Annotated in this window: 32 protein-coding genes and 2 tRNA genes; 13 read left to right on the top strand and 21 right to left on the bottom strand. The window is 70.0% G+C overall.

From position 1 onward, the window contains the following. Positions 1-80: 80 nt before the first annotated feature. Positions 81-1,211, bottom strand: a complete 1,131-nt coding sequence (locus ACQPZF_RS08310; RefSeq protein WP_433269909.1) for an FAD-dependent monooxygenase — start codon at positions 1,209-1,211, stop codon at positions 81-83. 61 nt (positions 1,212-1,272) lie between these two features. Between ACQPZF_RS08310 and ACQPZF_RS08305 the strand changes: the two genes are divergently transcribed. Both ACQPZF_RS08305 and ACQPZF_RS08300 read left to right on the top strand, forming a co-directional pair. Continuing rightward, positions 1,273-1,857: a TetR/AcrR family transcriptional regulator gene (locus ACQPZF_RS08305; RefSeq protein WP_433269907.1), complete on the top strand. Its 585-nt coding sequence runs from the start codon at positions 1,273-1,275 to the stop codon at positions 1,855-1,857. A 135-nt stretch (positions 1,858-1,992) separates the two neighbouring features. After that, positions 1,993-3,141: a macrolide family glycosyltransferase gene (locus tag ACQPZF_RS08300; protein WP_433269905.1), complete on the top strand. Its 1,149-nt coding sequence runs from the start codon at positions 1,993-1,995 to the stop codon at positions 3,139-3,141. 571 nt (positions 3,142-3,712) lie between these two features. On the opposite strand, the gene ACQPZF_RS08295 is transcribed toward ACQPZF_RS08300, so the two are convergent. Genes ACQPZF_RS08295 through ACQPZF_RS08285 form a run of 3 tightly spaced genes read right to left on the bottom strand, consistent with a single transcriptional unit; the run spans position 3,713 to position 5,672 of the window. Continuing rightward, complete coding sequence (locus tag ACQPZF_RS08295; protein WP_433269903.1) at positions 3,713-3,952, bottom strand: helix-turn-helix transcriptional regulator; 240 nt, start codon at positions 3,950-3,952, stop codon at positions 3,713-3,715. Beyond that, positions 3,949-4,803 (bottom strand): ABC transporter permease, encoded by an 855-nt coding sequence (locus tag ACQPZF_RS08290; RefSeq protein ID WP_433269901.1) that lies wholly within the window; start codon positions 4,801-4,803, stop codon positions 3,949-3,951. Before ACQPZF_RS08290 ends, ACQPZF_RS08295 begins: the two co-directional genes overlap by 4 nt. Continuing rightward, entirely contained in the window at positions 4,800-5,672 is an 873-nt protein-coding gene (locus ACQPZF_RS08285; protein WP_433274484.1) for an ABC transporter ATP-binding protein, read from the bottom strand. The genes ACQPZF_RS08290 and ACQPZF_RS08285 overlap by 4 nt, the downstream gene beginning before the upstream one ends. Before the next feature lie 185 nt (positions 5,673-5,857). Here ACQPZF_RS08285 and ACQPZF_RS08280 point away from each other — a divergent pair, with 185 nt between their 5' ends. Both ACQPZF_RS08280 and ACQPZF_RS08275 read left to right on the top strand, forming a co-directional pair. Beyond that, a complete protein-coding gene (locus ACQPZF_RS08280) occupies positions 5,858-7,057 on the top strand; it encodes a cytochrome P450 (protein WP_433269899.1) in 1,200 nt (399 codons plus the stop codon). Further along, entirely contained in the window at positions 7,054-7,245 is a 192-nt protein-coding gene (locus tag ACQPZF_RS08275; RefSeq protein ID WP_433269897.1) for a ferredoxin, read from the top strand. Before ACQPZF_RS08280 ends, ACQPZF_RS08275 begins: the two co-directional genes overlap by 4 nt. A gap of 90 nt (positions 7,246-7,335) precedes the next feature. On the opposite strand, the gene ACQPZF_RS08270 is transcribed toward ACQPZF_RS08275, so the two are convergent. Beyond that, the gene (locus ACQPZF_RS08270) at positions 7,336-7,683 is read right to left on the bottom strand and encodes a type II toxin-antitoxin system PemK/MazF family toxin (protein ID WP_433269895.1); all 348 of its coding nucleotides are present in this window, start codon (positions 7,681-7,683) and stop codon (positions 7,336-7,338) included. Beyond that, a complete protein-coding gene (locus tag ACQPZF_RS08265; RefSeq protein WP_433269893.1) occupies positions 7,670-7,900 on the bottom strand; it encodes an antitoxin in 231 nt (76 codons plus the stop codon). Before ACQPZF_RS08265 ends, ACQPZF_RS08270 begins: the two co-directional genes overlap by 14 nt. Before the next feature lie 105 nt (positions 7,901-8,005). On the opposite strand from ACQPZF_RS08265, the gene ACQPZF_RS08260 reads away from it, so the two are divergent. Genes ACQPZF_RS08260 through ACQPZF_RS08250 form a run of 3 tightly spaced genes read left to right on the top strand, consistent with a single transcriptional unit; the run spans position 8,006 to position 9,715 of the window. Beyond that, a complete protein-coding gene (locus ACQPZF_RS08260) occupies positions 8,006-8,275 on the top strand; it encodes a hypothetical protein (RefSeq protein ID WP_433269891.1) in 270 nt (89 codons plus the stop codon). Positions 8,276-8,296: 21 nt separating this feature from the next. Continuing rightward, positions 8,297-8,938 carry a Crp/Fnr family transcriptional regulator gene (locus ACQPZF_RS08255; protein WP_433269889.1) on the top strand — a complete coding sequence of 214 codons (642 nt, stop codon included), beginning with the start codon at positions 8,297-8,299 and terminating at the stop codon, positions 8,936-8,938. A 51-nt stretch (positions 8,939-8,989) separates the two neighbouring features. Beyond that, positions 8,990-9,715 carry a hypothetical protein gene (locus tag ACQPZF_RS08250; RefSeq protein WP_433269887.1) on the top strand — a complete coding sequence of 242 codons (726 nt, stop codon included), beginning with the start codon at positions 8,990-8,992 and terminating at the stop codon, positions 9,713-9,715. Positions 9,716-9,808: 93 nt separating this feature from the next. Here the strand turns inward: ACQPZF_RS08250 and ACQPZF_RS08245 are convergent. From ACQPZF_RS08245 to ACQPZF_RS08235, 3 genes are all read right to left on the bottom strand, one after another. Next, positions 9,809-9,883 (bottom strand) — tRNA-Ile (locus tag ACQPZF_RS08245). An 84-nt stretch (positions 9,884-9,967) separates the two neighbouring features. Next, positions 9,968-10,813, bottom strand: a complete 846-nt coding sequence (locus tag ACQPZF_RS08240) for an oxygenase MpaB family protein (RefSeq protein WP_433269885.1) — start codon at positions 10,811-10,813, stop codon at positions 9,968-9,970. Between the two features lie 167 nt (positions 10,814-10,980). Then, a tRNA-Asn gene (locus ACQPZF_RS08235) sits at positions 10,981-11,055 on the bottom strand. Positions 11,056-11,194: 139 nt separating this feature from the next. On the opposite strand from ACQPZF_RS08235, the gene ACQPZF_RS08230 reads away from it, so the two are divergent. Next, the gene (locus ACQPZF_RS08230) at positions 11,195-11,431 is read left to right on the top strand and encodes a hypothetical protein (RefSeq protein ID WP_433269883.1); all 237 of its coding nucleotides are present in this window, start codon (positions 11,195-11,197) and stop codon (positions 11,429-11,431) included. Between the two features lie 9 nt (positions 11,432-11,440). On the opposite strand, the gene ACQPZF_RS08225 is transcribed toward ACQPZF_RS08230, so the two are convergent. From ACQPZF_RS08225 to dnaG, 3 genes are read right to left on the bottom strand one after another with little or no spacing between them, the layout of a single operon-like run. Continuing rightward, positions 11,441-12,187: a trans-aconitate 2-methyltransferase gene (locus ACQPZF_RS08225; RefSeq protein ID WP_433269881.1), complete on the bottom strand. Its 747-nt coding sequence runs from the start codon at positions 12,185-12,187 to the stop codon at positions 11,441-11,443. Positions 12,188-12,240: 53 nt separating this feature from the next. Continuing rightward, complete coding sequence (locus ACQPZF_RS08220) at positions 12,241-12,750, bottom strand: hypothetical protein (RefSeq protein ID WP_433274482.1); 510 nt, start codon at positions 12,748-12,750, stop codon at positions 12,241-12,243. After that, positions 12,750-14,645 carry a DNA primase gene (dnaG, locus tag ACQPZF_RS08215; RefSeq protein WP_433269879.1) on the bottom strand — a complete coding sequence of 632 codons (1,896 nt, stop codon included), beginning with the start codon at positions 14,643-14,645 and terminating at the stop codon, positions 12,750-12,752. Before dnaG ends, ACQPZF_RS08220 begins: the two co-directional genes overlap by 1 nt. Positions 14,646-14,679: 34 nt before the next feature. On the opposite strand from dnaG, the gene sigJ reads away from it, so the two are divergent. Together sigJ and ACQPZF_RS08205 are read left to right on the top strand one after the other, a co-directional pair. Next, positions 14,680-15,570, top strand: coding sequence for an RNA polymerase sigma factor SigJ (gene sigJ, locus ACQPZF_RS08210; RefSeq protein WP_433269877.1), 891 nt, complete (start codon positions 14,680-14,682; stop codon positions 15,568-15,570). A 149-nt stretch (positions 15,571-15,719) separates the two neighbouring features. Next, a complete protein-coding gene (locus tag ACQPZF_RS08205; protein ID WP_433269875.1) occupies positions 15,720-16,376 on the top strand; it encodes a dioxygenase in 657 nt (218 codons plus the stop codon). A 64-nt stretch (positions 16,377-16,440) separates the two neighbouring features. Here the strand turns inward: ACQPZF_RS08205 and ACQPZF_RS08200 are convergent, their stop codons facing one another. Then, positions 16,441-17,007 carry a carboxymuconolactone decarboxylase family protein gene (locus ACQPZF_RS08200; RefSeq protein ID WP_433269873.1) on the bottom strand — a complete coding sequence of 189 codons (567 nt, stop codon included), beginning with the start codon at positions 17,005-17,007 and terminating at the stop codon, positions 16,441-16,443. 107 nt (positions 17,008-17,114) lie between these two features. On the opposite strand from ACQPZF_RS08200, the gene ACQPZF_RS08195 reads away from it, so the two are divergent. Next, positions 17,115-17,321, top strand: a complete 207-nt coding sequence (locus tag ACQPZF_RS08195) for a hypothetical protein (RefSeq protein WP_433269871.1) — start codon at positions 17,115-17,117, stop codon at positions 17,319-17,321. Here ACQPZF_RS08195 and ACQPZF_RS08190 read toward each other — a convergent pair. The 4 genes from ACQPZF_RS08190 to ACQPZF_RS08175 all read right to left on the bottom strand — a co-directional run bounded on the left by ACQPZF_RS08190 (position 17,291) and on the right by ACQPZF_RS08175 (position 21,077). After that, positions 17,291-18,337: a serpin family protein gene (locus ACQPZF_RS08190; RefSeq protein WP_433269869.1), complete on the bottom strand. Its 1,047-nt coding sequence runs from the start codon at positions 18,335-18,337 to the stop codon at positions 17,291-17,293. The two genes, ACQPZF_RS08195 and ACQPZF_RS08190, sit on opposite strands and share 31 nt — an antisense overlap. Next, on the bottom strand, positions 18,316-18,561 hold the full coding sequence (locus ACQPZF_RS08185) for a hypothetical protein (protein WP_433269868.1): 246 nt from the start codon (positions 18,559-18,561) through the stop codon (positions 18,316-18,318). Before ACQPZF_RS08185 ends, ACQPZF_RS08190 begins: the two co-directional genes overlap by 22 nt. A gap of 20 nt (positions 18,562-18,581) precedes the next feature. Then, positions 18,582-19,838 carry a deoxyguanosinetriphosphate triphosphohydrolase gene (locus tag ACQPZF_RS08180; RefSeq protein ID WP_433269866.1) on the bottom strand — a complete coding sequence of 419 codons (1,257 nt, stop codon included), beginning with the start codon at positions 19,836-19,838 and terminating at the stop codon, positions 18,582-18,584. Between the two features lie 600 nt (positions 19,839-20,438). Next, positions 20,439-21,077, bottom strand: coding sequence for a YdcF family protein (locus ACQPZF_RS08175; protein ID WP_433269864.1), 639 nt, complete (start codon positions 21,075-21,077; stop codon positions 20,439-20,441). Between the two features lie 47 nt (positions 21,078-21,124). Between ACQPZF_RS08175 and ACQPZF_RS08170 the strand changes: the two genes are divergently transcribed. Next, positions 21,125-21,850: a Type 1 glutamine amidotransferase-like domain-containing protein gene (locus ACQPZF_RS08170; RefSeq protein ID WP_433269862.1), complete on the top strand. Its 726-nt coding sequence runs from the start codon at positions 21,125-21,127 to the stop codon at positions 21,848-21,850. Between the two features lie 34 nt (positions 21,851-21,884). Next, positions 21,885-22,805 carry a serine hydrolase gene (locus tag ACQPZF_RS08165; protein WP_433269860.1) on the top strand — a complete coding sequence of 307 codons (921 nt, stop codon included), beginning with the start codon at positions 21,885-21,887 and terminating at the stop codon, positions 22,803-22,805. 108 nt (positions 22,806-22,913) lie between these two features. Here the strand turns inward: ACQPZF_RS08165 and ACQPZF_RS08160 are convergent, their stop codons facing one another. The 4 genes from ACQPZF_RS08160 to ACQPZF_RS08145 form a co-directional block, all read right to left on the bottom strand. Further along, complete coding sequence (locus ACQPZF_RS08160; protein WP_433274480.1) at positions 22,914-24,368, bottom strand: SulP family inorganic anion transporter; 1,455 nt, start codon at positions 24,366-24,368, stop codon at positions 22,914-22,916. Positions 24,369-24,383: 15 nt separating this feature from the next. Beyond that, entirely contained in the window at positions 24,384-24,971 is a 588-nt protein-coding gene (locus ACQPZF_RS08155) for a carbonic anhydrase (RefSeq protein ID WP_433269858.1), read from the bottom strand. A 57-nt stretch (positions 24,972-25,028) separates the two neighbouring features. Next, the gene (locus ACQPZF_RS08150) at positions 25,029-25,382 is read right to left on the bottom strand and encodes a hypothetical protein (protein ID WP_433269856.1); all 354 of its coding nucleotides are present in this window, start codon (positions 25,380-25,382) and stop codon (positions 25,029-25,031) included. 159 nt (positions 25,383-25,541) lie between these two features. Further along, positions 25,542-26,012 (bottom strand): DUF1772 domain-containing protein, encoded by a 471-nt coding sequence (locus tag ACQPZF_RS08145; protein WP_433269854.1) that lies wholly within the window; start codon positions 26,010-26,012, stop codon positions 25,542-25,544. Between the last annotated feature and the right edge of the window lie 11 nt (positions 26,013-26,023).

The following is a 26,023-nucleotide window of genomic DNA, read 5'->3' as shown; positions in this document are numbered from 1 at the left end:
TGCTTGATCGGGCGAAAGGGTGACCGATCCTGCGAAAACGAGTGATATTGGATCGTTACCCGTCCGAATCACCGCAGTGATCAGTGATTTACGTCACGGTCCAGTTCTGCCCGATCGGGTGACAGGTTCGGCGCCTCCCACGCCATGAACTTCGTCATGCCCTTCAGGCTCACGCTCGGCGGCACCGCCCGCATGGCCGCGTCCCGCACCGCGACCGCCGCCCGGTTGCGCAGCTTGTGCCCCACCCGGCCCATCAGCCGCGAGGCCTTGACGATCGCCTGGGTGCGTGGCCGGCGTTCCCGGTCGTAGTCCGCGAGCGCTTCCGCGACGGTGTCGTTGCGGGCGCACGCGGCGGCCAGCACGACCCCGTCCTCGATCGCCATGCACGCGCCTTGTCCGAGGTAGGGCGTCATCGCGTGGGCCGCGTCGCCGAGCAGCGCCACCCGACCGCGCACGTAGGTCGGCAACGACGCGCCGAGTTCGTGGATGTCGTGCCGCAGCACGGTGTCCGGCGGCGTGGCGGCCAGCAGGTCCGGGATCGGCCGGTGCCAGTCACCCACCAGCTCGCGCACCAGCCCCAGCTCGTCGTCGGCACGCCCGCCCGCCGGCGCGACCGTCGCCGCGTACCAGCACACCCGGCCGTCGCCGAGCGGCAGCACGCCGAACTCGGACCCCGGACCCAGCGTCTGGCTGATTTCCAGGTCGCGCGGGAACCGGGCGGTGGTCACGCTCCGCCACGCCGTGGTCCCCGCGTACACCGGTTCGGGGAACGCGGGGAACAACGCCGCACGAATCCGACTCCGGATCCCGTCCGCCGCGACCACGAGGTCGGCGTCCAGCTCGTCCACCGACGTCACCTCGGTCGACGTGACCAGGCACCGCTCCGGCAGCGCCGACCGCAGCACCCGGTGCAGATCCGCCCGGTGCACGGCCACGACGTGCTCGAACGCGGAGGCGTCGACCCGCGTCGACGCCCGTCCCTTCGGATTCCGCACACCGCCCCCGACCCGAGGCGTCCCGATCGCCCGCACCTCGTCGGCCAGCCCCAACGCGCCCAACGCCCGCATCGCGTTCGGCATCATCCCCACACCCGCGCCGACCTCGCCGAACTCGGCCGCCCGCTCCAGCACGACGACCTCCCACCCGACCTTCCGCAACGCCACCGCCGCCGCGATCCCCCCGAGCCCGCCACCGACCACCACCGCGCGCATGAGCACTCCTTCTACACCTGTAGAGATCTCGTACTCTACAGGTGTAGAAGGAGGTGGTGCTTTGTCGGACCGTGTGGCCGTCCTCGCCGACGCGGCCATCCACGTGGTCGCGACCCGGGGGATGCGCGGCTTGACGCACCGTGCCGTCGACGCCGAGGCGGGCCTGCCGCAAGGCTCCACGTCGGCCTACTTCCGGACCCGGAAAGCCCTGGTGGAGGGCGTGGTGAAGCGGCTGGCCGAACTGGACCTGGCCGAAGCCGCCCAAGCAGACCTCCCCGGCGAACCGGACGTGGACGAACTGGCCCACGCCATCGGCCACGTGCTGGACCTGTGGATGACCACCGGCCGCGAACGCACCCTCGCGCGATACGCGTGCTTGCTCGAGGCAACCCGCCAGCCGGAACTGCGCGGCATCCTGGCGCACGGCGCACAGGCCCGAGCGCAGGCACGCGACCTGCTGGAACGGGCCGGCGTAGCCGACGCAGACCGCCAGGGCCGGGCCCTGGTGGCGTTCCTGGACGGCCTGCTGTTCGACCGCCTGGTGGGCGCGGGAGCCATGTTCGCGCCCGAGCCCGGCACCCCGGAAAGCCGAGCGGAGCTGGTGGACGCCGTCCGCACCGCACTGCGAGCAGTGCTCGGAAACTGACTCGACGGACCCGCTAGGGTTGATCACATGTTCGCGTACAAGGTCTTCTACCTCTGATTCCGGCTCAGCCGCCCGCCCCCGCGCTCCCTGCGTGACGGGGCACCTGAGCCAACCTCGGAATCACCGGAGAAACCCTTGTCCCACATCGCTTTCCTCAACATCCCCGGCCACGGCCACGTCAACCCGACGCTCCCCGTCGTGACGGAACTGGTCGCACGCGGCCACCGGGTCACCTACGCGGTCCCGTCGGACTTCACCACGTTGGTCGAACACGCCGGCGCAATCCCGGTCGTCTACCCGACCACGCTGCCGACCGAGGCCGAGGAATGGCCGACCGAGATGGCCCCGGCCATGAAACTGTTCCTGGACGAGGCAGTCACCGTCCTACCGGTACTCGAAGCGGCCTACGCCGACGACCGCCCCGATGTGGTCGTGTACGACATCGGCGCATGGACAGCCCGCATCCTCGCCGCCCGTTGGGGCGTCCAGGCGATCCAGTTCTCCCCCACCTTCGTCGCGTACGAGGGCTGGGAGGAGGACATGGGCGCGATCAACGACACGCCGGAGATGAAGGCCACCTACGCCGACATCGACGCGTGGCTCAACGCCGAGGGCTGCACCACCCCCGCGCAGACCTACGTAGGCCATCCGGACCGGGCAATCGTCAGCATCGCCCGTTCGTTCCAGTACGGGGAGACGGTGGCGGACAAGTACACCTTCGTAGGCCCCTGCATCGGAGACCGATCGTTCCAGGGCACGTGGCAGCCTCCGACGGACAACCGTCCGGTGCTGCTGATCTCGCTCGGCTCGGCCTACACCAACGAACCCGCGTTCTACCGGACTTGCCTGAAGGCGTTCGGAGGCCAGGACTGGCACGTGGTGATGAACATCGGCAAACACGTCGACCCGGCGTCGTTGGGCGAAATCCCGACCAACGTAGAACTACACGGCTGGCTCCCCCAGTTGGAAATCCTTTCGCACGCGAAGGTGTTCATCACACACTGCGGCATGGGCGGCACCATGGAAGGCCTCTACCACGGCGTACCGATGATCGGCGTCCCGAACATCGGCGAACAGACAATGAACGCCCAGCGCCTGGCCGAACTGGGCGTGGGCAAGCACCTGCCACGCGAAGAGGTCACGGTAGAAGCCCTACGCGAAGCCGTACGGGAATTGACCGACAACGAAGAAGTCACCACCCGCCTCACAACAATCCGAGACGAAATCCGCTCGGCCGGCGGCACGAAGGCAGCGGCAGACGTAGTGGAAGAAGCCCTGCGCTAACCCCTGCGCTAACCCCTCCGCACAACCACCACACGCCCAAGCCCTGCGCCAGCAGACACGAGGGGCCTCGTGTTCTCCCCGTATGGCCTGCCCGCAGGGCTACCGCGCTTGTCCAGGGAGCGCAAGCACGCTTTTCGCTTGCGCTCCCTGGACAAGGGTGGTGGTCTTTGACAGGTCATACGGGGAGAACACGACGCCTTGCCCTTCCTCCCCGGAGGCCTGCCCAGCGGCGAGCGCCCGCTTTTGATCTTCTCGACCCGAAGCGGTCGCGACTGCCCATAGACGAAAAGCTAAAAGCGTCCTCGCCGGACAGGCAGGCCGCCAAGGATGTACACAAAAGCAAGACTCGGGCGTCGTGCCATCCCCGCATGACCTGGTCAAAAGACAACCACCCTTTTCCTGGGAACGCAAGCGAAAAGCGTGCTTGCATTCCCAGGAAAAGCGCGGTTCCCTGCGGGCAGGCCATACGGGGATGACACGCAGCCCACCGGCAGGTGTGGCGCTGCGCGCCTGTCACTCGGTGCGCGTGCCTCGGCTTTGGTGCGTCGCGTGCCGGTTGTCCGGCCTTGTCTCAAGCGGATCGTTCTTCGCTGCCCAGCCGGGGGAACGGGTCCGTCGAGAAGACGACCTCCACCGGCACCTCGAAGTACTGCGCTATCCGCAGTGCGAGGTAGAGGCTGGGGCTGTACTCGCCGCGTTCCAGGTAGCCCACGGTCTGGTAGTGGATGCCCAAAGCCTCGGATAGCTGCCGGCGCGAGACTCCGCGTTCCGCGCGCAGCATCGCGATCCGGTTGTAGACGGTCTCGCTCACCCAACGCCCCTCTGTAGCGCTGCTTGGCGGCGCTGCTCCATGTCGGAGCCCGATTCCCGACGGGCCATTCGACGGAGGATGGTAGGCGCGACGAGGAAGCCGACCACCGCCCACACCCCCAGGACGCCGAACATCTCCAGCGTCCGCCACGAACCGCCGATCTCGGCGGCCACCGCCGAGTCCGGGAGCAGGGCCGAGCGCGTGCCGAGGCCCAGCCAGTACACCGGGAACGCCTGGGCGACCACCTGGAGCCAGCCGGGGATGGCGGAGATCGGGTAGAAGATGCCGGAGATCGCGATGATGCCCATCATCGGCAGCATGGTGAAGCCCATGGCGCCCCCTGGGCTCTTCGTCACCGAGCCGATCACCGCGCCCCACGGCAGGGTCGCGAGCAGGCCGGCCACCAACACCACGATCACGTAGAGGAAGCCGCTGACCCCTGCCTGGGCGAATCCCTGGACCAGCAGCAGGCCCGGGATGAACACCACGAGCAGGCTGAAGAACGTGTCCAGGGACGTCTGCACGACCCGGCCCACCAGGTAGCCGACCATCCCGTTCGGCACGGCCTTGGCGCGCAGCAGGGTGCCGTCCTCGCGGTTGACCGACAACTGGCTGGCCGGGCCCACCACGCCGCCGAACGCGACCGACATGCCGATCATGCTCGGCAGCGTCAACGCCGCGAGGGACAGTGTCGTGCCGTCCACCTTCGAGTCGCGCTGGAACCACAGCACGGTCAGGTAGGCGACGGTGATGAAGACGGTGTACCACTGGTCCGAGCTGCCCAGGGACTGCCGGAACTCGCGCCAGCCCCGTTCCAGGCCTAGTCGGACCGCGTAGGTGCCGGGGCTCACAGCGCGGCCACCTCCTCCTCGTTCGCCTGGCCGCTCTCGTGCCGCTGCACGAGCGCCAGGTAGGTGTCCTCCAACGTGCTGCGGCGCACTTCCAGCTCCGAGATCCCGGTGCTGTGCTGCGCCAACAGCCCCCGCACGAACGCCGTGGCGTCCTCGGTGGCGTGCACGTGCCGCTGGCCGCCCTGGGTCCAGCGCACCTCGGCCTGCCCCTCGACCTGCCTGCCGAGCTGGTCCGGACTGCCGTCGGCGATGATCCGTCCGCCGGCGAGCACCAGGATGCGGTCGGCCAGCTTCTCCGCCTCGGCCAGGTCGTGCGTGGTGAGCAGGATGGTCATGCCCTCCAGGTCGGCGAGCCGGTGCACCAGGTCGTGGAAGTCGCGGCGCGCGTGTGGGTCGAAGCCCGCCGTCGGCTCGTCCAGGAACAGCAGTTCGGGTTTGCCGACGATGCCGATCGCCACGTCCAGCCTGCGGCGCTGGCCGCCGGAGAGCTTGCCGGACTTCTTCAGCGCGTGCTCCTCCAGCCCGACGGTCCTGATCAGCTCGTCGGTGTCGAACGGCCGCACGTGGTCGGGCGTGCTGTAGGGCACGTAGTACCGGCCGAGGTGGTCCAGCAGGTCGCGCACCTTCCACCGGGAGTGGTCGCGCCACGACTGGAGCACCACGCCCAGCTTGGCCCGCCACAGCTCGTCGCCCTTGGCCGGGTCGACGCCGAGCACGCGGACGTGCCCGGCGGACGGGATCCGGAAGCCTTCCAGGATCTCGATGGTGGTCGTCTTGCCCGCGCCGTTGGGTCCGAGCAGTGCGACCACCTCGCCTCGTGCGGCGGTGAAGTCCACCCCGTGCAGCACGTCGAGCGTGCCGTACCTCATGCGCAGATCGCGCACGTCGATGATCAAAGCACTCACCTCCCCCTGTCAGAGTCCTCGGCCATTTTGTAGCACACCTACTACATCCCGTACTAGTAGGAATGTACTTACGGCATATTTACTTCACGGGTTCGTGAATCTTCTGTAGCTTGCGAAGAGGTCCCTTTACGCACTGGGAGGTGTGCGAGATGACCGGAACACTGCACGAGGAGCTGCCGTTAGAACGCAGCTCCATCCTGGAACCACCCGCGGAACTGGGGGCGCTCCGCGAGACACAGCCGATCAGCAGGCTGCGCTACCCGGACGGGCACCTGGGGTGGCTCGTCACGAACCACGCGCTGGCCCGCGCGGTCCTGGCCGACCGCCGGTTCAGCAACCGCTCCGAACTGATGCACTCGCCGGTGCGCGTCGGCGGCAAGGTCGCGCCGGCGCCGCCACCGGCCAAGCCGGGCATGTTCATCAACATGGACGGCTCGGAGCACTCGAAGTACCGCAAGCTGCTCACCGGGCAGTTCACCGTCCGGCGGATGAACCAGCTCGTGCCCCGGATCGAGCAGATCGTGGCGGACCACCTGGCGGCGATGCGGGCGGAGGGCTCGGGGGTCGACCTGGTGTCGGCGTTCGCGCTGCCGGTGCCGTCGATGGTGATCTGCGAGCTGCTCGGGGTTCCCTACGAGGAGCGCGCGTCGTTCCAGCAGGACTCGAAGACGGCGTTCAGCCTGACGAACGACTTCGACGACATCATGGCGGCGGTCGAGCGGATCGAGGCGTTCGTCGCCGACCTGGTGCGGCGCAAGCACGAGACGCCCGGCGACGACATGCTGACCGGGCTGATCGAGACGGGCGAGCTGACCGACGAGGAAGTCGCCAACATGGGGCTCCTGCTGCTGATCGCCGGTCACGAGACGACGGCGAACATGCTCGGCATCGGCACGCTGGCGCTGCTGGAGAACCCCGAGGAGCTGGCGGCGCTGCGGGCCGACCCGTCGCTCATCGACAACGCTGTCGAGGAGCTGATGCGATACCTGTCGATCATCCAGATCGGCCCGATGAGGGTCGCGACGGAGGATCTGGAACTGGGCGGGGTGCAGATCAAGGCCGGCGAGTCGGTCACGATCTCGGTCCCGGCCGCCAACCGCGACCCGAACCGGTTCGACCGGCCGGACGAGTTCGACATCCGCCGGCCGGCCACCGGGCACATAGGCTTCGGCCACGGGGTGCACCAGTGCCTCGGGCAACAGCTTGCGCGCATCGAGATGCGGGTGGCCTACAACGCGCTGCTCCGCGAGTTCCCGGACCTGCGAATCGCGGTGCCGGTCTCGGAGGTGCCGATGAGGAAGGACATGGGCATCTACGGTGTGCACAGTCTGCCAGTGGAGTTCACATGAGGATCGAGGTCGACCCGGACCGGTGTGCCGGATCGGGGATGTGCGCGCTGACCGACCCGGCGGTGTTCGATCAGGACGAGGTGGACGGCACGGTCGTGCTGCTCGACCCGACCGCGGTCGGGCATGAGAAGGAAGCCAGGGAAGCCGCGCACCTGTGCCCCGCCGGGGCCATCAAGGTGATCGAGTAGGGGAACGCGTTCGCCGGGGGTCGTCACCAGGCGGCCCCCGGTGGGCTCGGCCGTGCCCCGCTCGTACCGACCGCGGAGGACTCGCGCGGGTCAGAGCGACAGGTGCACTCGCAGCGCCTCGTCCAACTGCTTCAGCACCGCCGGCGGGAGACCGCCGATCCGGGCGCGCAGCCGGGCCGCCGCGACCGTGCGCACCTGCTCGGCCTGCGCCTTCGAGTCCGCGCCGAGCCCGCAGTCCTTGGCGGGCAGCAGAACCTGGAACGGGTACACGCGGGTCGTGTTGGAGGTGATCGGCACGATGGTCACGACACCTCGGCCACCCCGTCCGGCGGCCCGGTTCGCCGCGTCGTTGCTCACGACCACGGCCGGTCGGATCTTGTTCGCCTCCGCGCCCAGCGCGGGCTCCAGATCGACCCAGTAGATGTCACCTCGACGCATCGACGACACCGTCTGGCGCTGTCACGTCCCACATCTCGGCTGCACCGTCGGCTTCCCACTCGTCCCACGCGCTGGCGTAGGCGTTCTCCAGTCCGGCCTCTCGCAACAACAGGATCGCCTGGTGGATCACCGACGACCGCGAGGAGCTGCGATGTTGCCGGAGGTAGCGATCAACGAACTCTACGTCCTCCTCGGGGAGGCTCACACTGATTTTCATACCCCCGATGCTACCGGCGGTACTACCGGGTGGCCACCTCGGCCGACCCGGCTCATCGCACCGGCCGACCCCGACCACCAGCCCGTCCACCGCCAACGACATTCCGTGCGTCAACTGACGTTCCCGGCGGCGGATAGCTGCATGTCCGGCCGGGCCGAGCGGCTGGTGTACTCGCCGCTGCCCACCTGCCCGGCCACTGCGGGCAGGGACGACGACGGTGCCCGCGTGGAGTACTCGCTGACCGAGCCGGGCGTGACGCTCGACGAGGCGCTGGGCGAGTGGGGCTCGCGGAACCGGTCCCGGATCGAGCCGCTGCGCGCCGGTCGCTCACCTGAACGTGTGAACACGGCGGAATCCCGCCCATCGGACGGATGACGATCGGCACGATGGTGGGCCATGCCCGACCACGCTCCCGACCGGGGCCGTGCGGTGATCCGCGCCGCCGGGCGGCCCGCGCCGTTCCGCAAGGGCGAACGGCTGATCATTGCCGGCACCGCCAGTGACGAGGTGCTGCTCGTCGAGGCCGGCCTGCTGAAGGCGCTGCTCCCCGGACTGGGGGTGGAGCCGCTGGTCAGCCTGCTCGGACCGGGCGACCTGATCGGCGAACTGGGCGTGATCAACGAGCGCCCGCGCAGCGCGCACGTCGTCGCGCTGTCCGCCGGCCGCGCCGTGCACCTGGCCGCGAGCGCGTTCCTCCGGCTGCGCGCGCAGAGCGACGACGTGAACGCGTTGGTCGACCAGACCGGCCTGAAACGGCAGCGCGACGCCGACGAGCGGCAACTGGCGCAGACCCGCGAGGTACCGGCGCGGGTGGCGGCGTTGCTCCTCAAGTGGGTGACGGAACTGGGCCGCCCGACCGACGCGGGCCTGCGGCTGGACGGCCTGAGCCAGCGCGACCTGGCGGACGCCGTCGCCGCGTCGGAGAAGAGCGTGGAGACGGCGCTGGGCGCGCTGCGCGCGAGGGGCCTGCTGCGCACGTCCCGGCTGAGCTTCACACTCCCGGACCCGGCGGCCCTGGCCCGCTCCCTGGTCCGCTGAACCCGCAGTTTCCGGGAGTACGACCACCCGACCGCGCGGAACATCACCCGCATGGAGGTTCCTGAGCACCGGGTGTTGCTGGGCGTCGACGTGGTGGGTTCGGCGCGGAACGAGGGTTACCACCTCAACACCGTGCGCGGTGCGGTGGACGGGATGGTCCGCGACGCGCTCGCCGTCGCCGGGATCGGCCGGCTCGACGTGGTGGAGTGGGAGCCGACCGGGGACGGTGCCCTGCTGACGCTGCCGAGCAAGCGGCTGGGCGCGGTGCTGGACGCGGCGCACCACCTGGACGGGCTGGCGGTGGAGCACAACCGGCACCGCAAGCCCGACATCCGGCTGCGACTGGCCGTCGAGATCGGTCCGGTGGGGGCGCAGCCCGGGTTGTACGCGCCGAAGATCGCGCTGTGCCGGCTGCTGGAGGCGTCGGCGTTCAAGGAGCTGGTGCGGCGGTGCGCCGGGATGAACACCGCGCTGATCGTGTCCGACGGGGTGTGGCGGGCGGTGTTCGGCGGTGACTACACCAGGCACGTCCGACGCGCCGAGTTCAGCCCCCTTGCGGTGCGCGACAAGGAATTCGCCGAAACGGCGTGGGTCCGGGTGCCGGGTTTCGCCCTGCGGAGCCCGCAGCCCTCGCCGGCCGTTGCCGAGCCGACGGTTGTCGAGCCCGCAGCCTTCGAGCCGGCCGGGCGGGTGGTGAACGTGGTCAACGGGTCGGTTAGCGGCGTGCAGGCAGGCGTCGTGCACGGCGGCGTCCACATGGGCGGCCCGACCGGCTGAGAGCGTCGAGGGGTTCCGCCCGTAATGTGGGTCAAAAGGGTGGCGTTGATCATGCCGGGGTTTCATCGCCACCCACCTGACCAGGGCGAGAAGTGGGGCCGGTGGGGTTCGAACCCACGACCTGACGGATTATGAGTCCGCTGCTCTGACCAACTGAGCTACAGCCCCCGATGTGCGGTTCAGGAGAGTACAGATCAGCGGTCCCCGCGTCTCGGCAACCCGGCAGCACGTGACCAAGCCGTGTGCAACCGCCTACGGGGCACCGAGGTCCGACGGCTGGTAGCCGGTCGGGTAGCCCGGATAGGTGCGGTTGCGCGGGTCGTTGGTCAGGCGTGGGGTGGTGCGGGGCGGCAGGTGCTTCACGACGCGGGCTCGGAGGCGTAGGGCCTGCCGTGCCACCGTGCCCAGCCACGTCGGGGGCGCGGTGAAGCCGAAGGCCTTGATCATGCGGTCGTCGAGCAGCGCCAGGACGGCTCGGGACGTCGCCGCGCGGGGCGCGGGGTACCAGGAGCAGAACAGGTCGACGGTGTACTCGCCGATCCGGCAGTTGGTGTCGCTGTAGACGAAGTGCCGCTCCTCGTACGCCTGCTTGAACGACCGGAACTCCTCGTAGCCGTCCGGGACGTCCCTGATCGCCATCCGCGCGCCCACGGCGCGGTAGAAGTGGAACGCCGCCAGGCGTTCCTGGTCGGTCAACGGACGCCACCCGTACCTCGCCAGCCAGTCGATGGGCTCGTAGACGAACGTCGACAGCACGTACTTCATGTCGTCGTTCGCGATCCCGTACCGGCCGTGCAGGCGGTTCACCACGCGCAGCGCCTCCTTGCCGCGCGGCGAGTCGTAACCGTGGTCCACCAGCTCCGCCATGAGCAGCGCGGTGTCGTCGTAGCGCTTCTGAGCACGCCGCTCGAATTCGCCGGTCTTCGCCAGCAAGCCGGAGATCGACGGCACGCAGTACGTCTTGAACAGCGCGAACTCCAGCGCCCGGACGTAGTCCCACGGGAACTCGTAGCCCGAGGACAGCCGCATGATCCGCTGGTGGTCGCGGACGGGGTCCAGGGAGGTGATGAGGCGGCGGTTGGCATAGCGGTCCGGCATGTCGACCAGCGTGCCGCAAAAGCGTCCGCTCGCACGTGCGTCAAACGGGTGGCGCCCTCGACGCGGTGCAACGCCGACCGCTTCGCCGAGTTTCCGCGGGGTTTTCGCGGGGTAAACGGGGCCATGACCTCTGAGACGACAGCGGCCCAGGTCTTTGACCTGGGCCGTGGCTCCCCCTACTGGATTCGAACCAGTAACCCTTCGATTAACAGTCGAATGCTCTGCCATTGAGCTAAGGGGGAATGTTCGGTTGTCTCGCCGGGCCTCGTCGGCCTGACAGGGGACAACTCTAGCGCATCCGGAACAGTGCTCGCGCACACCCCCTCCCCCCGTGCGGCAGGATGGGATGTGACCAGGCACTACGGGACGAGAGGAGACGTCATGAAGGGCATCCTGCTGGGCGTGGCCGTCGGCTACGTGCTCGGCGCCCGGGCCGGACGTGAGCGGTACGACCAGATCGCCCGTGCCTGTCGGGCGTTGGCCGACCACCCGGCGGTGCAGGGCGCGGCCGGGATCGTGCGGGCCAAGGTCGGCGAGAAGACCGGGTTCGGGCGGTCCGCCGCCAAGGCCAACGGGCACCGCCGCGACCCCGTCATCCCGCGCGCGAACGCCACCTGAGACGGCCGGTCAGCGCACCCTCGCCACGGCGAAGACGCGGCGGAACGGGAACCACGTGGTCCCGTCCGCCCGTTCCGGGTAGGCCTCGCGCAGCAAGGGCGCGAGCTGCGCCCGGAACTCCGCCCACGAGGCGTCGTCCAGCGCCGCGCGGACGGGCCGCAGCGTGGTGCCGGCGATCCACTCCAGCACGGCGTCCGGCCCTTCCAGGTGCTGGAGGTAGGTCGTCTCCCAGGCGTCCACCTCGGCGGCGCCCAGCACGTCCGCGTACCCCGCCGGGTCGAGCACGGGCGACACCCGCAGCAGGCCCGTCAGCGCCGGCCACGACGACGCCACCAGCGCCCGCGCGATCGAGTGCGAGGGCCCGGCGAAGTTCCCCGGCACCTGCATCGCCAGCCACGCCCCGGACGGCAGCGCGGCCAGCCAGCGCCGCAGCAGGTCCTCGTGTCCGGGCACCCAGTGCAGCACCGCGTTGGTCACCACCACGTCGGTGTCCGGGGAAGGCTGCCAGGAAGCCACGTCCGCCACGCGCGCGTCCAGCCCGCGCTCCCGTGCCACGGCCACCATCTCCGGCGACGAGTCCAGCGCCTCCACCACCGCCGAAGGCCAGCGGTCGACCAGCGTGGACGTCAGGTTCCCCGGCCCGCAGCCCAGGTCGACCACCCGGCGCGGCGAGTCCGCGCCCACCCGCGCCACCAACTCGTGGAACGGCCGCGAACGGTGGTCCGCGAACGACAGGTACTTGACGGGATCCCACATGCGCGCTCCCAGCAGCAGTACGGACGTACTGCTACCGTACGCGCGTACTGCTATTAGTCAACAGCACGCAACGCGGCGATCTTCGCCGCGACCTCGGCGGCGACCTTCCGGACCCGCTCCACGTCCGCCCCCGCGTCGGGCCGCACCTGGAGCACGACACCGTCCCGGCCGGCCACCTTGCGCTGCACGAACCACGCGCCCAGGTCCTCGTTCCGCTTGCTCGACCTGATCGACCCGGTCACCCGCGCGTGCACGACCTCCGGCACCTTGCCCGGCGAGGGCAGCGGGAACCGCTGCGGCGGCAGATCGCGCAGCAGCACGGCCTCCCCCGCCTCCCCGTCCTCCTCGGCCTCGATCACGGCCAGCGCCGTGCCGCTCCACGAGGCCTTGCTGACCAGGTGCCACCCCACCCGGCGCGGACCCGGCAGCCACAGCCCCAGCGTCGTCGCGACCAGGAAGCCGTCACCGGACGCGGCCGACGCCAGCACGTGCTCGTCCTTCGCCAGCTCGCCGGAGAACCCGGCCGGCGCACCCGAGCCGAACAGCCTGCGCCACAGTCCCATCACAGCCCGCCCACCGCTTGCTCGCCCAGTTCCTTGTGGTACGCCTCCAGCGCGATCAGGTCGCCGAACAGCGCCCGGTACTCGTCGGCCTCCTCGACCGGCGACACCCGCCGCAGCCGCGACTTGATCTCCACGATCTGCCCGGCCACCAGGAGCTGCTGCAACCGGGTCAGCACGCTCTGCACGTACCGGTACTCGTCGTCCGCCCGCACCTGCAACTGCTCCACGGACAGCTCGGTCAGCACCGACCGCACGGCCTGCTGGTCGCACCGCTTGCTCACGGCGTCCACGAACGCGGGCCCGGACAGGCCCCCGGACGCGCCGCCCGCGTCCCGGATCGCCCGGTGCAGCGCCTGGTACACGGGGTGCGTGAACGCCTCGTCGGGCAGCGAGTCGTAGTACGGCCCGGCCATCTCCGGCAACTGCAACGCGGCCTTCAACGCCTCCCGCTGGTGCCACAGCCGGGGGTCGCGCGGATCGGGCCTGGCCGGTCCGTCCACCTCCACGGCGAGCGCGCCCTGGTTCGGGTCCACCGGGCGCGGACGGCCCTTCGCCGGCGCGGCCCGCCCGGTCGCCGTCTCGCGCACCCGCCGCACCACGGCCGACTCGTCGTCCCAGCCGACCCACCAGGCGAGCTTGGTCGCGTACCCGTCCCGCTTGGCGCGGTCCTTGATCTGCGCGACGAACGGCACCATCTTCTTCAGCGCCTCGACCCGGCCGTCCACCGAGTCCAGGTCGTAGGCCTGCAACTGGGTCTTGATGGCGAACTCGAACAGCGGCGTGCGCCGCGCCACCAGGTCGCGCACCGCCACGTCGCCCTTGGTCTGGCGCAGCTCGCACGGGTCCATGTCGTCCGGCGCGATCGCGATGTAGGTCTGCGCGGAGAACTGCTGCTCGCCCTCGAACGCCTTCAGCGCCGCCTTCTGCCCGGCCGCGTCGCCGTCGAAGGTGAAGATCACCTCGCCGTTGAGGTCGTCGTCGATCAGCAGCCGCCGCAGCACGGTCATGTGCTCGACCCCGAACGCCGTGCCGCAGGACGCCACCGCCGTGGGCACGCCCGCGAGGTGCATGGCCATCACGTCGGTGTAGCCCTCGACCACGACCGCCTGCCGCCGCTTGGCGATCTCCCGCTTGGCCAGGTCGAGCCCGAACAGCACCTGCGACTTCTTGTAGATCGGGCTCTCGCTGGTGTTGAGGTACTTGGCCTGGATCTGGTCGTCGTCGAAGATCCGGCGCGCGCCGAAGCCCACCACGTCCCCGCCCATGTCCCGGATCGGCCACAGCAGCCGGCGGTGGAACCGGTCGATCGGACCCTGGCGGCCCTCCTTGGAAAGCTGCGCCTTGATCAGCTCGGTCAGCTCGAAGCCCCGGCCCAGCAGGTGCTTGGTGAGCCGGTCCCAGCCGGCTGGCGCGAAGCCGCAGCCGAACGTCCGGGCGGCCGACTCGTCGAAACCGCGCTGCGCGAGGAACTCGCGCGCGGGCATCGCCTCGGGCGTCGCGAGCTGCTCGGCGTAGAACTCGGCGGCGGCCCGGTGCGCCTCGATGAGCCGGCTGCGGGTGCCCCGGTCGCGCTGGACGGTCGCGCCGCCGCCCTCGTAGGTGAGCTGGATGCCGGCGCGGTCGGCGAGCCGTTCGACGGCCTCCACGAAACCCAGGTGCTCGATCTTCATCACGAAGGCGATCACGTCGCCGCCCTCGCCGCAGCCGAAGCAGTGGAACGTGCCGTGCGTGGGGCGGACGTTGAAGCTGGGCGACTTCTCGTCGTGGAACGGGCACAGGCCCTTCAACGCGCCGCCGCCCGCCCGCCGCAGCGAGACGTGGTCGCCGACGACCTCGTCGATCCGGCTGCGGTCCCGCACCAACGCGATATCGCTGTCCCGGATTCGTCCTGCCACGGTGCGCGAGTCTAGTGCCGGCAGACTGGAGGGCGTGACCGCAGCCGAGCAGACCCTGGCCGCAACCTTCACCGAGCACCGGTCGCACCTGATCGGCGTCGCCTACCGGCTCACCGGCAGCGTGGCCGACGCGGAGGACGCCGTGCAGGAGTCGTGGTTGCGGCTGACCAGGCTGTCCGACCAGGCGCGCGCGGAGATCCAGGAGCTGCGCGGCTGGCTGACCACCGTGGTGGGGCGGATCTGCCTGGACCGGCTGCGGTCGGCGGCCGTGCGGCGGGAGAGGTACGTGGGCCAGTGGCTGCCCGAGCCGCTGGTCACGTCGGCCGAGGACGACCCGCTGGAGGCGGTGGTCCGGGACGACGGCGTGCGGATGGCCGCGCTGGTGGTGCTGGACAGGCTCACGCCCGAGCAGCGGGTGGCGTTCGTGCTGCACGACGCCTTCGGGGTGCCGTTCGAGTCGATCGCCGAGACGTTGGGCTGCGCGGTGGCGACCGCCCGCCAGCACGCGTCCCGGGGCCGTCGCGCGGCCTCGGCCGCTCCCCCTCCGCCGCGCGTCGCGCTGGACGAGCAGCGCGAGGTGCTGGAGCGGTTCGTAGCGGCGATGGCGGCCGGTGACGTGGACGCGGTGGTGGGCCTGTTGCACCCGGACGTCGTGGTGGTGGGCGACGGCGGCGGCAAGGTGAGCACCGCGGTCAACGTGATCACCGGCGCGGACAAGGTGGCCCGCTTCATCATGGGGCTGCTGCGCAAGTACGGTGGCCTGCCCGACGGCGAGCCGGTGCTGGTCAACGGCGAGTTGGGGGTCAAGTTGCCGGCGCAGGGCAGGCTGACCGCCCGCGTCAGCACGTTCGTGCTGCGCGACGGCAAGGTGGCGGCGTTCTACGACTTCGCCAACCCGGACAAGCTGACCCACGTTCGGTTCTGAAACCCGGGCCGCGCGGCTACCCTTCGACTGCGCTGCCACGCGGAGCAACCGCCCCTCCACAGGGAGTGAACTGAACGGCAGATCCGCGTTGGTCTAGACCACGCTACCGTGAATGGCGCCGCCTTTCCCACCAGGAAGGAACGCCTCACATGACCGAAGAGTTCAAGGACGACGGCCCGTCACGCCGGTCGTTCATCGCCACCGGTTCGGCCGCCGTGGCGCTGACCGCCGCCGGCGTGGGCCTGGCCGGAAGTCCGGTGGCGGAGGGCGAGACCCTGCCCCTGACGCCGCAGTGCACGGACGGCGATGACACCCCTCCCGTCATCGAGGGTCCGTACTTCCGGCGCGACTCGCCACTGCGGACCAACCTGCGCACGACAGGGGTGTCGGGTGTGCTGCTGAGCCTGACCGGTTTCGTGTACGACGTCCGGTGCCGCCCGCTGGCCAACGTCCTGCTCGACTTCTGGCAGGCCGACCAGCGCGGTCAGTACGACAACACCACGGCCGCCTACCGGATGCGGGGCCACCAGTTCACCGACGCCGGCGGCAGGTACACGCTGGAGACCATCGTCCCGAAGGACTACCCCGGACGGACACCGCACATCCACGTCAAGGTGCAGGCCCCGCGCGGGCCGGTGCTGACCACGCAGCTCTACTTCCCGGACGACACCAGGGCGTACGGCATGAACATGGGCGCGCTCAACCGCCGTGACGCGTACTACATCCGCGACACGGTGATCAAGCTCGGCCCGCTCACCGGCAACCGCTACCAGGGCACGTACGACTTCGTCGTCCGCACCGCCTGAGCCGGGCGGATGGCCGTCCGGGAGACACGGCCATCCCCGCCGAGCCGCTCAGGGCACAACACGCTCAGGGCATCGGCACCCGGCACGCGTCACCGGAGGTGAACCCCTGGTCGGTGATGCCGAGCGCAGAGTTGAACCGGCCGCGCTGGTTCTCCAGCGCGATCAGGTAGGTGAGTTCCACCAGTCCCGCGTGCCCCAGCCGCCGGTCGAGTTCGGCGACCTGCTCGTCGGTCACGGTGGTCGGGGTGTCCGTCATCGCGTCGGCGTAGGCGAGTGCCAATTTCTCCAGTTCCGTGTACTTGTCCGAGGATTGGTACACGTGGATCTCGCGCAGCCGCGCGACGTCCAGCCCCTCGTGCTTGATCAGCATGGTGCTGAAGTCCACGCACCACGAGCAGCCGAGCTTCACCGCCGTCGCATACACGACCAGCTCGCGCAGCGACACCGGCAGCGTCTTCGCGCCGCGTTCGACACCCAGCTCGTGCCGGGCGCTCGCCATCATCAGCTTCCGGTGGTGCGCCGACACCGCGACCGGCTCCGGCACGGCGCCGAACTTCCGGCGTGAGAACCAGTACGCGACCTTGACCAGCGGGTTCGCCTGCTTGGTGGTGACCATCGGAATCCTGGCCATGTTCCCTCCTCGGGTCGGGCTACCCACCGGGGACGAGACGGCCACGCGGAACGTGACACCTTCGAGTGACTGGGTCCGGCGTGACGAAGGGCATAGCGTCGAGGGCCATGACCAGCCTCACCCTGGAACTCGACGCCGAAGCCGCCGGCCTGCTCGCGGGCACCCTGCTGACCGGCGACTCGTGCGCCGTCCGGGTCCGCCACGGCGAGTGGGGCACCGTCCTGCTGTGCGCCCTGCCCGGCCGGGGCGGCGAGGGCATGCGGCTCCAGCTCCGGTTCTCCGATCAGGGCGCGACGACCTGGGCCAGGAAGTAGACCGCGCCGGTCTCGGCGTGCCGGACCAGCAGCAGGTAGGGGCGGTCGACCCGGACCGTCAAGGGCGGCGGGTGCTCGACGAAGGACGTCAGGCGCATCATCACGGCGGTCGCGGCGGCGCCCTCGAAACCCTGTTCGTCCAACCGCAGCACGGCTTCGTGCACCACCTCGTCCACCAGCAGCCGCGGGTCCGGGCTCAGCCCGGTCAGGTCGGCCTCCTGCGTGAACACCTTCCGCACGCCGACCTCCCGCAGCGCGTCGCCCAGGACCGCCGGCACGGTGAGGTCCAGCTTCGGCAGGAACAGCTCGATCCGTTGCCACTCAAGGCTTTCCAGCGCCTCGGGCACGCCTTCGGTACCGGTGAGCTGATCGGACGGCAGCAACACGACCGCTTCGACACCGCCCCGCGCGGCCAGCGCGACGGCCTCCCAGCCCGCGGCCTGGCCGTAGCGCAAAGTGGACTCCAGCCGCATGGTCGGCACGTCACCCACACCCCGGAACGGCCGCGGCGCGGTGTCGTGCGCGGGGAACTCCTCGGTCCAACCGCACTTCAGGTACAGGGCGTTGACCAGCGACGCCACCGTCTCCGTCGTCACCGTGCCGGGCGGCAGCAACTCCGGGATCAGCCCACGCGTGGTGTCGGCGACGTCGGCGTTGATCAGCTTGCGCGCGCCGTCCGGGTCCTCGGCGAACGGCGCCGGCCGCGACTTCCCGCCGGGCCACCCGCCGAGTTCCACGAGGAAGTCCTCGTTGAGCGGCAACGCGTCCCACGACCACAGCGTGTTGGCGACGGCGAACTCCGCGTCGTCACCCACGTCGGAGGCCTTGAGCAGCTTGGCGTTGTCCGAACCGAGCAACGCGACCAGCTCGCGCTCCGTCTCGCCACGCGCGGCATGGGCGAGCATGCCGAGCGCACTGGCCACCGAATACGGCGACCAGCACGCGTTGCGCGTCGGATCGGATGCGATCGCGCCGTGCAGGGTCAGGGCGAACGTCAGGTGCTCTCGATCAGGCACTGGGTCTCCTTCAGCACTACCGGGTCGTCCGGGATCGGGCGCTCCCCCGCGCCGCTGGACGGCCCGAGCGGCTTGGGGTACCGGGGTTCACGCACCCCGGCGGACCCGTCGTCGGGATCTTCGGTCCACCCCTCGTCGGGGAAGTCCCCGGCGTACACCGGTTCCCGACTGGGTCTGCGCCACGGCCACGGGCGGCCTGGCGGTCGTGTCGACTCTTCGGCCATGCCACCGAGTGTGCCACCGGTCACAGGGTTTCGGGTGAGCCGTTCGCCGCGTGCCAGGCGATGGCCTGCGCGTCGGTGAGCAGCGCGACCTGGTCCACCACGACCCTCAAGCGGGCAGCGTCGTCCGAAGCGTCCCGCCACGCGGGCGCGAACGCGGGGTCCAACGTCCCGGGCGCACCGGCGAGCAGTCGCTGCACCAACTCGGCGATCAACTCCCGTTGCCGCTCCTGGAGCCGGAGCCGTTGCGGATCACTCATGACGTACCGGACGGCAACGGCCTTGAGCAACGCCACTTCGGCGGCAACCAACGGCGGGACGACGAGATCGGCCTCGTAACGCGCCAACGGCCCGTCCCCGTGGACTTCACGGGTGGCCCCGACAGCAGCCGAGGCGAACCGCCCGACCAGTTCACTGGTAAGGCGCTTGAGCGCGACCTGCGCCCTCAACGACCCGTCGTAGTCCGCCAACGCCGCGATGACGGGCAACCGCGACAGTTCCTCGGCAGTGGCTTCGAGCACCGACACCGGCTGGTCCGAGAAGTGCTTGGCGGCAAGCTCGGCGACAGCGGCCCGCTCCTCGGAATCCCCCAACGACGCCAACGTGATGCGGTGGGCCAGCACCCCGTCCTCGACGTCGTGCACGGAGTAGGCCACATCGTCCGCCCAGTCCATGACCTGCGCTTCGAGACAACGCCGATCACCCGGCGCCCCGTCCCGCATCCACGCGAAGACGTCCAGGTCGTCCTGGTAGACCCCGAACTTGACCACCCCGGGCCGCCGAGGCCACGGATACTTGGTAGCCGCATCCAGACAGGCCCGAGTCAGATTGAGCCCCCGCTCGGTCTTGGGCTCCAGCCGGGTGAGAATCCGCAACGTCTGGGCGTTGCCCTCAAACCCCCCACACCCACCGGCAAGCTCATCGAGCGCACGCTCCCCGTTGTGCCCGAAGGGAGGATGCCCGATGTCATGCGCCAGACCCGCCGTGTCCACGACATCGGGATCACACCCGAGCTCCTCGCCAATCCCCCGCCCGATCTGGGCAACCTCCAACGAGTGAGTGAGCCGGGTACGGGGCACACCGGTCACCTCAGCCCCTTCACCGGGCCCGACAACCTGAGTCTTGCCGGCCAACCGCCGCAACGCGGCAGAGTGCAGAACCCGAGCCCGATCCCGAGAGAACGGAGTCCGCCGTTCAGCCCGAGCCCCGGGCAACACAGCCCCCTTGGGCCCCTCGACCACCAACCGAGCCGACTCATGCCTGGTGTAACCACGACTCATCGACCCAGCGTAAGGAACCAGACCCCACCACGCACACACCACGCTCCACGCTTGACCCCCCACCGCGCTCCGCGCTCTTCACCCCCTACGCGCTTCGCGCTCTTCGCAATGGCGCGCGCAGCGCGCACACCTCGCGGTGGGCTGCGTGTCATCCCCGTATGGCCTGCCCGCAGGGAACCACCCTTTTCCTGGGAATGCAAGCACGCTTTTCGCTTGCATTCCCAGGAAAAGGGTGGTGGTCTTTGACCAGGTCATGCGGGGATGGCACGACGCCCGAGTCTTGCTTTTGTGTACATCCTTGGCGGCCTGCCGGTCCGGCGAGGACGCTTGAAGCTCTTCGACTAAAAGCGAAAAGCGACGCTCGCCGCTAGGCAGGCCTCCGGGGAGGAAATGCCAAGGCGTCGTGTTCTCCCCGTATGACCTGGTCAAAGACCACCGCGCTTGTCAAGGAGGCGCAAGCGAAGAGCGTGCTTGCGCCTCCTTGACAAGCGCGGTTGCCCTGCGGGCAGGCCATACGGGGAGAACACGAGGCCCCTTCTTTGTGCTCGCGCAAGCCTCGGGCTGCTGCTGTGCTCGCGTCGGCTTTGGGCGAGGCTGGCGTCAGAGGACGATGCCGTCGAAAGCGTCCACCGGGGCCTTCATCAAGTGGTAGTACAGCAGTGCGCCGGTTTCCCGTCTGATGTAGAACAACTGCGTCTCACGGGTCTGCACATTGGGCCCACTGCGAGTGGGCGAGGTCCACGCGTCCAAGCCCTCGTCCTCGGCCATTGTCCGTGCCCGCAGAGAATGCCAGGGATCGGACACGATGACGGCGGTCTTCAGTGAACGGCCGCGCGCCTCCGAGGCGAGTGCCCGGATGCTGCCCAGGGTGTCGGCGCCCTCTCCGATCTCCAGGATCCGGTCCTCGGGCACGCCGTGCTGTTCGAGCCACATCTTGCCTGCCTCGCCCTCGGTGAAGTTGTCACCGGGCTGCCGCCCGCCGGTCGTGGCGATGTAGTTCACGACACCCTGCTGGTACAGGCGTCGGGCGTGTTGGAGGCGTGCTTCCAATACCTCCGAGGGCACCCCGTTGTACTGCGCGGCGCCCAGTACAACCGCCATGTCGGCGTGGGTCCGGTCGTCTTCGCGCGCCACCTGCCACACCCGGAACGCCGTGCCGCCCACGACCAGGAATCCGACTACCAGGGCTCCGATCAGGGTGCGTTGGACCAGTCGGCGGAGTCGGGCCAGGAAGGTCACGGCGACGATGATCCCATACCTGCCGCGACTGCTGCGAGGATCACGGAATGCCCGCAGAGCAGCCCACGATCCTGGCCACTTCCGGCGGTTTCAAGGTCGGTCGCCGCACCAACCTGGAGTTCCACAAGCTGGTCCACTACGCGGTCGAGTTGTCCGGCGCCGGGAAACCCAGGCTGTGCCACCTGGGCACGGCCAACGGGGACCAACGGTCGTTCAACGCCGACCTCGACGAGGCCGGTCGGCTGGCGGGCTGGGAGGTCAGCCACCTCAACCTGTTCACGATGCCACCCACCGCCGACATCGCGGGTTTCCTGCTGGAGCACGACGTGGTCTGGGCCGGCGGCGGGAGCGTGGCCAACCTGCTCGCCGTGTGGGAGGTGCACGACGTCGGCCAGGCGATGCGCCGGGCCTGGGAAGCGGGTGTCGTGCTGGGCGGGGTGTCGGCCGGGTCGATCTGCTGGCACGTCGGCGGTGCGACGGACTCGTTCGGGCCGGAACTGCGGGTCGTCGCGAACGGGCTGGCGTTGCTGCCCTACGGCAACGGGGTGCACTACGACACCGAGGAGCAGCGGCGGCCGACCATCCACGCGGCGGTCGCGAGTGGTGTGCTGCCGCTGACGTACTGCACCGACGACGGCGCGGGGCTGCTGTACCGGGGCACGGAGTTGGTCGAGGCCGTTTCGGAACGCCGAAGCGGTGGGGCGTACGTCGTGCGACGTGACGGTTCTTCAGCAACCGCACAGGAGGAATCGCTCGACATCAGGCGGTTGTGAAACTACTTCTAAAAAGGTGGGGAGACACGGATGGGTGACATCGTTAGCAGTGGCCGTCGCGGTGACGACGGCGGCCTGCACAGCACACGCTGACGCGCCACGCACCAACATCCCCACCAGCACCACGAAACCCACCACCGTCGCCACGACGCCGAGGCCCACCACCACGGCGAGGCCCACCGCCGCACCGACCGTGGAAGCAGCCACGCCGTCCGCGGACAACACGCTCAGGCCAGCCGTGCCGCGCGCGGCCGAGCCCGCCGCGCCGGACCTCTCGGCTGCGGTGGCACGGGCGGTGGAGGAAGCCGGGCACATCGACCTCGCGGTGTCCGTCCTCGACCTGACGACCGGCGCGCGGGCGGGCCACCAGGACGACGTGCCGTTCCGCTCGGCGTCGCTGAGCAAGCTGATCGTCGCCGTCGACCTGCTGACCGGTGGCAAGATCGACGACGAGGACCGCGACCGCCTCACCCGGGCGTTGAGCGCGAGCGACGACGACGCCATGAACACCCTGTGGACCCTGCACGACGGCATCGGCGCGGTCCGGCGGGTCGCCGAACTCGTCGGGCTGACCACGACGCACGCGCCGGAGGACGCGTCCCAGTGGGGCGACGTCGAGACGTCGGCGGACGACCTGACGCGCCTCTACCAGTACATCCTGACCACGCTGCCGGAATCCGAGCGGGACTTCGTGGTCACCGCCCTGTCGACCGCGCCCGATACCGCCGCCGACGGTTTCGACCAGGCGTTCGGCCTGCTCGCGCCGGACCTCGACGCGTACGCCAAGCAGGGCTGGATGTGGTACCTGCCGGCCGAGCTGTACCTGCACACCGCAGGCGTGGCGGCGAACCGCTACGCCGTGGCCCTGCTGTCCGTGCAGAGCAGCGCGAGCACCGACCAAGCCCGCGAACAACTGACCGACGTCACCCGAACCCTGCTGGCCGCGCTCGCCTGACATCCCGGAGGACCACGCCGTCCTCCGGGACTCCGCTCGTCTCAGGCACCGCTCAGCCGACCGCGACGCCGATTCCGCATCGGCCGATCGAAATCCGGCCGGGCACGGTCAGCTCGAAGCCGGTCGGATCAGGTCCACGGTGCGGCCGGCCGTGCGGTGGGCCGCGGCCCACTGCTCGATGGCCTGCCGGCAGGCCTGGTCCAGGTGGCGCAGGCCGCTGAGGTCGACCCGCACGTGCTTGGTCACCGGCAAGGACTCCAAGGTCTCCAGCAGGCGCGGCAGCCGCAGGAACGTCGCGTTCCCGCGCAAGGTCACGTGCTCGTGCTCCTGCCCGTCCGGGGTGACGGTGACGGTCAGCCGGGACACGTCCCACGCCGTCTTCACCACCGCGGCCAGCAGGCCGACCACGGTTCCGGTGAGCAGGTCCGTCGTCACGATGAGCCCGGCCGTGAGGAGCAGCACCACGCTCTCCGCGCGGTCGGTCCGCACCAGCTCGACCACCCGCCGCGGCTCCAGCAGCTTCCACCCCGCCTGCACGAGGATCGCGGCCAGCACCGCCAGCGGCACGTACGACAGCACTCCGGGCAGCGCCACGACGAACACCAGCAGCCACCCGCCGTGCAACACCCGCGACAGCTTGGTGCGCGCACCGGCCCGCACGTTCGTCGCGCTGCGCACGATCACCGCCGTCATCGGCAGCGCGCCGAGCACGCCGCACACCGCGTTGCCGACGCCCTGGGCGACCAGTTCCTGGTTGTACCGGGTGCGCGGTCCGCTGTGCATCCGGTCCACGGCGGCGGCGCTGAACAGGCTCTCCGCCGACGCCACCAGCGCGAACGTCACGATCGCGCCGAGCACGCCGGCGTCCACCAGGCTGACGTCGACCGGTGCCACGACGTCGGCGAGCGGCCCGACCTGGATGCGCGGCAGCGGCAGCAGCAGCCCGACCGCGCTCGCCGCGACCACCGCGACCAGCACGCCGGGCACGACCCGCAGTCGCGACCGGTTCCACAGCGCGGCGACCGCGAGCGTGAGCAGGCCGACGCCGATGCCGGCGGGGCTGCCGACCGCGTCGACGACCAGGCCGGGCAGGCCGACCACCTTCTCGCCGGTGGTGGCGGGCGCTTCCCGCCCCGCGAAGGGGTAGAGCTGGCTGAGCACCAGCACCAGGCCGATGCCCGCGAGCATCCCCTGCACCACGGCGGGCGAGATGGCGCGGAACCAGCGGCCGAGGCGGAGCAGCCCCATCAGGACCTGGAGCAGGCCCGCGCCGAGCACGATGACGCCCAGCGCGGCGAGCCCGTGCGCGGCCACCGTGTCGGCGACCAGCACGGTGAGGCCGGCGGCGGGGCCGCTGACCTGGAGCGAGCTGCCGGGCAGCAGCCCCACGACGAGGCCGCCCACCACGCCGGTGATGATGCCCAGTTCGGCCGGGACGCCGGAGGCCACGGCGACGCCGACGCAGAGCGGCAGCGCCACCAGGAACACCACCAGCGACGCCCCGACGTCGGGCCAGTAGGAGGTCCCGCCGGGCGAGCGGGACACGGGTTCTTCGATGTGCATGGTCACGCCAAGCTCCTAGAGCGGCTGGAAGCGGTCGGCGGCGAACGCCGACACTTCGCCGGACTCGATGTCGTAGAACCAGCCGTGGGTGCGGAGATCGCCGGTGGCGATCCGCTCACGCACGAACGGGTAGTCCTCCAGAGTGCGCAGTTGCGCGAGCACGTGGTCCTGCCCTTCGACGCGCAGGCCGGGGTCGTTCGACGCCGCGGTGCGGAACGGGGCGTGCGTGGCGAGCCAGCGGAGCATGGTCGGCAGGTGGTCCAGCGCCCGCCGCCCGCTGTGCAGGGCGTTCACCGCGCCGCAGTGCGAATGGCCGCACACGACGATTTCGGAGACGCCGAGCTGCACCACGGCGAATTCGATGGTGGCCATCTCGCTGGACGCCGAGTAGGGCGTGAACGCGGGGATCACGTTCCCGGCCGTGCGCAGCTCGAACAGGCTGCCGGGTTCCGCGCCGGTGATGGCGGCGGGCACGATGCGGGAATCCGCGCAGGTGATGAACAGGGCGGTCGGTGACTGGCCGGCCGCGAGTCGACGTCCCGTTTCCGGGGAGCGCCGCTGCGAATGCGTCCGGGCATGCTGAACTAGGTGACGGAATTCCATCGGATTTCCCCACAGGTCAGTAGTGGCGAGGATGCGGTTGTGGCACAGCGACGGTGATCAGTTGCGGAACACCTGGAGGCTCGACGGTGTCAGCCGGGTGTGCAGGTGGTCGGTGGCCGCGCCGAGCAGCACGGGCTCGGGCAGCCGGGCGGCCGGGTACGCGCCCGCCGCCCGGTCGGCCTGGCCGGTCTGGCGCTGGTGGCCGAACCGTTGGCCGGCAGCCGAGAACGCGCGCGGCTCCGGCCCCTTCCGGCACTCGCGGTTGGGGTCCTCTTCGGACAGCGCCTCGACGGGCACGCCCGTCCGGTGGGCGGTCACGGCGACGGCCACGACGTAGTCCGCGCCGGCCGGCGACGGTGTGAGCACGGCGACGAGCGCCAGCAGTACCGCGGTGACGACGACACGCGCCATGACACCCCCCGAAGAGCCGCGCTTGTGGTACCAGTTTCACAGCGCGGGGTGACATCAGGGTTAATGGTGAAGCGGCTTCGTGACTTCGACCAGATATTCACTCGTTCGTGCGTGATCTATGTCATCCGAAATCGTGAACCTTACTGAGCGTGACGCATCTCAGAGCTGCGTCGCGGCAAACGTGAAAGCCAGTGCGGCACCGAGACAGGCGATCGCGCGCACGTGGTTCGCCGGCACCCATTCCCGCAAGTAGCGCGTCCAGTACTCGGGTGTGCCCTGCTGCTCCAATGCGTTGTTGCGCGGAATGTGGTAGGCGGCCGTGAGCACGATGCCGCCGAGCACGTACAGCGCCGCGCCGACCCAGCCGGCCGTCGTCCCGCCGAACGCGGCGGCCACCGACACCGCCGCCGTGCCCAGGAACACGCCGACGAACGCCGGGTTCACCACGGCGATGTTGATCGCGCGCATGGCCGCGATGCCCTCGGCGGGCGTCGCCCGGCGCAGACCGGGCATGACCATCGCCGAGAACGCGAAGAACACGCCTGCCATCAGGCCGCAGCCGAGGGCCGCGATGATCGTCAACGTGAAGAACATGGCGACAGTCAAGTCCGGGCGCGCGAGTCTTGCCATCGTTTTGAGGC

The sequence above is a fragment of the Actinosynnema sp. CS-041913 genome (assembly GCF_050942485.1).
Taxonomy (GTDB): Bacteria; Actinomycetota; Actinomycetes; order Mycobacteriales; family Pseudonocardiaceae; genus Actinosynnema.
This window is presented reverse-complemented; position numbering and strand designations above follow the sequence as displayed.